Source organism: Hydrocoleum sp. CS-953 (genome assembly GCF_002260545.1).
Classification (GTDB): domain Bacteria; phylum Cyanobacteriota; class Cyanobacteriia; order Cyanobacteriales; family Microcoleaceae; genus Trichodesmium.
Genome location: NZ_LGSU01000915.1, coordinates 1 through 5,426 on the forward strand (window position 1 = coordinate 1; position 5,426 = coordinate 5,426).

General features: G+C 34.3%; 4 protein-coding genes. 2 read left to right on the forward strand and 2 right to left on the reverse strand.

The window, feature by feature from the left end; genetic code table 11:
* Positions 1–198: 198 nt before the first annotated feature.
* Both AFK68_RS12380 and fraC read right to left on the reverse strand, forming a co-directional pair.
* Positions 199–1,242: a DUF5357 family protein gene (locus AFK68_RS12380; RefSeq protein ID WP_094673079.1), complete on the reverse strand. Its 1,044-nt coding sequence runs from the start codon at positions 1,240–1,242 to the stop codon at positions 199–201.
* Positions 1,239–1,742, reverse strand: coding sequence for a filament integrity protein FraC (gene fraC, locus AFK68_RS12385; RefSeq protein WP_094673080.1), 504 nt, complete (start codon positions 1,740–1,742; stop codon positions 1,239–1,241). The genes AFK68_RS12380 and fraC overlap by 4 nt, the downstream gene beginning before the upstream one ends.
* 677 nt (positions 1,743–2,419) lie before the next feature.
* On the opposite strand from fraC, the gene AFK68_RS12390 reads away from it, so the two are divergent.
* Positions 2,420–3,553: a cob(I)yrinic acid a,c-diamide adenosyltransferase gene (locus tag AFK68_RS12390; RefSeq protein WP_094673081.1), complete on the forward strand. Its 1,134-nt coding sequence runs from the start codon at positions 2,420–2,422 to the stop codon at positions 3,551–3,553.
* 838 nt (positions 3,554–4,391) lie between these two features.
* Complete coding sequence (locus tag AFK68_RS12395; protein WP_094673082.1) at positions 4,392–5,117, forward strand: 4'-phosphopantetheinyl transferase superfamily protein; 726 nt, start codon at positions 4,392–4,394, stop codon at positions 5,115–5,117.
* The last annotated feature ends 309 nt before the right edge of the window (positions 5,118–5,426 follow it).

The following is a 5,426-nucleotide window of genomic DNA, read 5'->3' on the forward strand; positions in this document are numbered from 1 at the left end:
AAAGTATAGAATTAATTTATAGAAATTGGTATTAGGGGATGAAAAGAATAAACTTCATTCAGTATTTCAATCCCAATATTTCAACCAAAAGTAATATTAACTCGTGTACTGACACTTCGCGAAGTGTCACTACTAGAAGTGTCACTACTAACTGATAACTGAAATCACCTCCCATCTCAATTTTTTCTATTTCAAATTTTAAATATTTTTCAAATTTTCTTCTTGACTTTCTGGTTTAACAGCTTTCTTTTCTACAGCACGACATTCAACATTACCAACCAGAATTGGTACTGCTTCATTTTGCGGAGTAGAACCAGAACTTCTTTGCCTCACTGTTTCCCCTATTTTACAACTTTTACTCAGATAATAACTCTCATCTTTTGCTGTAGGTCCTTCCCAAAATAATTGTAACTCCAACTGATACCCAGACTGGTTAGCAACTATTGATGTTTGTAACTTCCAGAAATCATCTTCTTTAACAGATATTTCCTTAGTCACTTCATCTTTAATATTTTCCAATCTCAACTTCATCTTAGGTACTGATAACCCCAACTTTTGACTACTCAAATCATCCTTTAACTTTTGCTCCATTAAGTTCATAATTTTTGCACCTCGATAATCATTAATAGAAGGCGTTATTAATCTATAAACAAACGTACTTTGACTTAAATCATCTTCTCCCATTGTTGGATATTGTTGCACCATACCCTGAATCAGAAAATACAATCCCAACCAACAACTAACCAAAAAATTGACCAAAATTAAAATTACAAAACTTGGCTTTGATAATTGATCAACCTTGGCTTCTGTCGCTGCTTCAGAAGAATTTAATACTAAAATTATCGCTGCGATACAAACAGAAATTATCGGCCAACTAACAATAGCCACATACTTAATATTACTTGCAAAATTTTCATATAAAAGAAAGCAAATTAATCCCCCTGTAATCCAAGGAGACAAACTTAATTCACCAAAAACAAATGGTTTCTGAGTAGTGCGCCATCCCACAGAAATTGTTAAAGATAACCAACTCAAACTAGAAATAAAATTAATTGCCTCTTCCTTATTACTATCAACTTCACTAATAATCATTGACAGTAACCATAAAAATATCGTCAATAATAAAAATGTCCGCCAATGCCAAAACTTAGGTGGCAAAATTAAATTGAGAGCATCCTTGAGAATATTAATAATAGTCGTCAAAAAAAGCAAATTAGCCAGACTTTTCCAAATTTCTTTCATGTTAGTTCAGACCTCTGCAAAAATAAAATAAATCCTATTGCTAAGTGGCTACAAATGTGAGCAACTGTAATCACCATAAACTTTGGTGTTCTTAACTCTTCCAACGCTTGAGATATATTAATACCACCACCATAATTTTTAGAGTTTTCATTCCATAAAGAATCACACAAATTAAAGCTGAGTAACTTGATAATTAGAGAAATTAACAAACTAACAAATATAAAAAGTATAAACAGACGATAAATTCCACCAATCTTACCAAATAAAATATAAGCTACTATTTGTTCTTCCAACCTATTTGGTAGGAGAGTTGCACCATAAAAAAACAAAACCCATCCAACACAAGTAGAAATTAAATTCATTACAGTTGCATATTCAACACTCACTTTTGGTATCAAATTAAGTCTTAGTTGAAAAAACCATGATTCAATGGCAATTACTACTAATAATATTAAAGATTCAGAAACAATTGCTCTTAAAGGCAAAATAGTTAAATTCATATAGCAATCCTTTTTAAGTTGTAATATTTTCCTGGCAGTTAGGAGTCAGGACTCAGGAGTCAGGACTCAGAATTTACTCATGTTTTCTGTTTAAATTAACTATTTATATAACAATTATCATACTGGTAACTAGCATTTCTCTGTTTAATAAGGTACATCTGCTATAACCCCTAAATTTACCTTAACAAGCAGACCAACTTGGATGCCGAACAAGCAAACCCTTTAAATATTATCCTACTCACTTTTATACTGACACTCAAGATAATAGGTAGGTAGTGCTTGACATACTCAACTATTGAGAGGAGTTGTTGGTTTTTGGGCACTTCCTGCATTTACAAATGGTTTAGTTTAGGGAAGGAGAGACAAAAATTAAGGCTGCAAACTTTTGATCAAAGAATTTTAGGGATGTTCTGACAGTCACTACTGAAAAGACTCTTACTCTCTAAGCATGGAAAAGAGAAAAATTCTATCATCCGCCTCCGAAAGCTTCAGCAAATGAAATGACTATTGACTAATAAGGTAATAAACTAATCAATGGCATCGAAGATATTCATTCTGATTCCTGACTCCTGACTCCTGAGTCCGAAAAAATCCCTATTTTTCTACATTCTGAGAAACGCTATATTGCTAAACTAGATAACCAAAATCAAAAATCACCCACTCCAAAAAAACAACTTATGAGAAGAAACGGCATTGGTATACGTACCGCACAACTCATGTCAGAAAGAATTGTCGGGCAAATTCATGTTTACGACGGAGCCAGTAAAGGTAAATCCCAAGCAGCCTTGGGAGTAGTTTTACGTTCCATTGGCCTTGGCATACATTCTGATTCTCCTACTAGAGTATTACTACTGAGATTTCTCAAAGGTCCTGACCGCTCTTATGATGAAGATGCTGCTATAGAAGCACTACAAAAAGGTTTTCCTCATCTTATAGACCAAGTACGCACAGGTCGCTCTGAATATTTTGGCCCTGATGAAATTATTAAATTTGACCATCAAGAAGCCCAACGGGGTTGGGATGTGGCCAAAGGAGCGATCGCCTCAGACCTATACTCAGTAGTTGTACTGGACGAACTCAACCCAGTATTGGACTTAGGTTTATTACCACTAGACGAAGTAATCCACACTATCAAGAATAAACCAGAACAATTAGAAATTATCGCTACAGGTCGTGCAGCTCCTCAAGCTTTGTTGGACATCGCTGATTTACATTCAGAAATGAAACCTCATCAACATCCCACGGCTCAAGCACATGGTATAACAGGGATTGAAATTTATACTGGTGCCGGCAAAGGCAAATCTACCAGTGCTTTGGGTAAAGCATTACAAGCAATAGGTAGGGGTATTAGTCAAGACCAGTCTCATCGAGTCCTAATTATACAATGGCTCAAAGGAGGTATTGGTTATACAGAAGATGCAGCGATCGCCGCTTTGCGCCAAAGTTATCCTAATTTAGTAGATCATCAACGTTGTGGTGGGGATGCTATTGTTTGGCGTGGGCAACAAAAAGAAATAGATTTTGTTGAGGCAGAAAGAGGTTGGGAAATAGCTAGAGCTGCTATAGCTTCTGGTTTATATAAGACTATTATTTTAGATGAGCTTAATCCTACTGTAGATTTGGAGTTATTACCAGTTGAGCCCATAGTTGAAGCTTTATTACGCAAACCAAAAGATACGGAGGTGATTATTACTGGTCGTTGTCTTAATCCACCTGACTATTTTGATTTGGCTAGTGTTCATTCAGAGGTTTTCTGTCATAAGCATTATGCTAATCATGGGGTGGAATTAAAACGTGGAGTTGATTTTTAAGTGAAGGAAGGGAAGGCAGATAAGGAGGGTTGCCTAACTACAGAAAGTTAACTATTGATATTTTGTTGTTTCAACTATCCCATAACTCCTAACCTGATTTCTTTTATATAATATCGTGGCAGACAAGCAAAAAATTTTTGAGGAACAGTGAGAGTAATTTTCTTTCTGCTGCTCAAAGCACAATCTTTCTTTAACATCCTACAAAGCACCCACAAAAATAAAAGAAAGGGGTTGCAGCTAGGAATCGCCTGTAGTAAGATAAAAATATAGTGGATAAATTCGTCTACACGCATGACTTTTTATTCAAGCATAAATTTTAGGTCTAGACTGAAAAAAAAGCCAAACATCATTTCCCTAAGCTCCAGAAAAGAGGATAGAAAAAGTGAAAATTCTTTTCCCTAAGTCACTCAAAGCAGAATCTTTCTTTAACATCTTATAAAGCACTTCCCAAAATAGTCGCGTCGAGAAAAGAAAGGGGTTGCACTTAGGAATCGCCTATAGTAAGATAAAAATATATTAGGCTCATTTCGCCTATACGCATGACTTTTTATTCAATCTAAAAAAATTAGATTTTGTCTGAATTAGGAAAAAAAAGCCAAGCATCATTTTCTGAAGCTACAGAAAAGCAGTCGCATTAGAAAGAAGATAGAAAAAATAGAAATTATTTTCCTTGAGTCACGTTTTAACATCCTACAAAGCACCCAAAAATAGTCGCCCGGAGAAAAGAAAGAAAGTTGCATTAAGCGATCGCCTGTAGTAAGATAAAATAAAGTAGGGTTAATTCGTCTATAAGCATGACTTTTTATTCAACTTCAAAAATCATATAAACCAATAATAAATGTTTCTCGAACCGCCAGAAAAAAAATTAGAACTATCAGAAAATAACGTTCATATATGGAGTAAAAACCTAAAATTATCCTCCTCTCAAATTGAGGAATTATCAACAATATTATCGCCAGACGAAAAAGATAGAGCCAACAAATTTTACTTTGAAAGAGACAAAAATCGGTATATCATTGCCAGAGGAACACTCAGAAAAATTCTCAGCCGTTACTTAAACATTGAAGCGAAAAAACTACAATTTACCTATAGCGATCGGGGCAAACCCTACCTAACAAATACCTCAATATTATTTAACCTATCTCACTCTCAAGACTTAGCCTTATATGCCATTACGCAAGCTAACTTAATAGGCATCGACTTAGAATATATTCGCCCAATGAATGACGCTGAAAATTTAGCCAAACGTTTTTTTTCTTCCCAAGAATACAAGCTTATTAATCAACTTCCTCCTCAAAAACAACAAGAAACATTCTTCAAACTCTGGACTTGTAAAGAAGCTTATTTGAAAGCAACTGGAGATGGTTTAGCAGGAGGTTTAGAAAAAGTAGAAATTAGTTTAAACCAAGAAAAAGCAGTAGAGTTTTTTAGTATTAATGGAGATATTGAGGAAGCCTCCCATTGGTATTTATATCAATTTATTCCTCAACCTAATTATATAGCTGCTGTAGCAGTAGCAGGGAAAAATCAAAACTTGAGTTTTTGGCAAATAAATAATACTTAAATTTGATAATACTGACTTTGAGAGCTTTCAGTAAATCACCTATACCTATAATAACTTCTCTAGCGCCTCTAAAAAAAGAGGAAATATTATAGATAGAGGCATAACTTATACCAAATTGATAAATCTTCGCTACAAATATTTAGGTTACTGTTTAGGAGTCAGGAGACAGGATTCAGGAGTCAGAATGAATAAATATGAGACTATTTTTTATGCTGTAATTGTCTTTTTTGTTAAATAAACATTTACCGTAAAACCTTTTAATAGTTGTTATTATGCGTAACATTCTTTTTTTTAAATGGTATTACCTAT

Coding starts and splice junctions, on each gene's coding strand:
- AFK68_RS12380 (WP_094673079.1), bottom strand. CDS start 1,242: ATGAAAGAAATTTGGAAAAGTCTGGCTAATTTGCTTTTTTTGACGACT.
- fraC (WP_094673080.1), bottom strand. CDS start 1,742: ATGAATTTAACTATTTTGCCTTTAAGAGCAATTGTTTCTGAATCTTTA.
- AFK68_RS12390 (WP_094673081.1), top strand. CDS start 2,420: ATGAGAAGAAACGGCATTGGTATACGTACCGCACAACTCATGTCAGAA.
- AFK68_RS12395 (WP_094673082.1), top strand. CDS start 4,392: ATGTTTCTCGAACCGCCAGAAAAAAAATTAGAACTATCAGAAAATAAC.